Origin of the sequence: Streptomyces fildesensis, assembly GCF_016107395.1 — a bacterium.
Taxonomy (GTDB): domain Bacteria; phylum Actinomycetota; class Actinomycetes; order Streptomycetales; family Streptomycetaceae; genus Actinacidiphila; species Actinacidiphila fildesensis.
The window spans coordinates 1-237 of the sequence record NZ_JAAIKO010000373.1 but is presented as its reverse complement, the minus strand read 5'-3'; the positions used below and the strand labels follow the sequence as shown (position 1 = coordinate 237).

Below are 237 nucleotides of genomic sequence, written 5' to 3'. Positions count from 1 at the left end.
CCAAAAATCTTGTAATGGAAGCAGTCTTGCTTCGTCCTAGAATTACACATAAAGATCATCCCTGCACTCTTGGACTCCTTGTCTGATGATTGCTGCTCCTTTTCATCCTCTGCAGCAGTTCCATCCTTACCCTTGGGGGTTTCCATCTTTCTGCTAGCTTTCATATTTTGTCTTGGCATGGGTGATTTGTTTGGCGTCTTCTCTCCCTCTTCGGCCGCCATTGTTGCCTCTTCTTCC

General features: G+C 46.4%; 1 protein-coding gene. It reads right to left on the bottom strand.

The window, feature by feature from the left end:
* Positions 1 to 221 (bottom strand): hypothetical protein (locus C6N31_RS45000; protein WP_232486391.1); only part of this gene is annotated, 221 nt, incomplete at its 3' end.
* Positions 222 to 237: the final 16 nt, after the last annotated feature.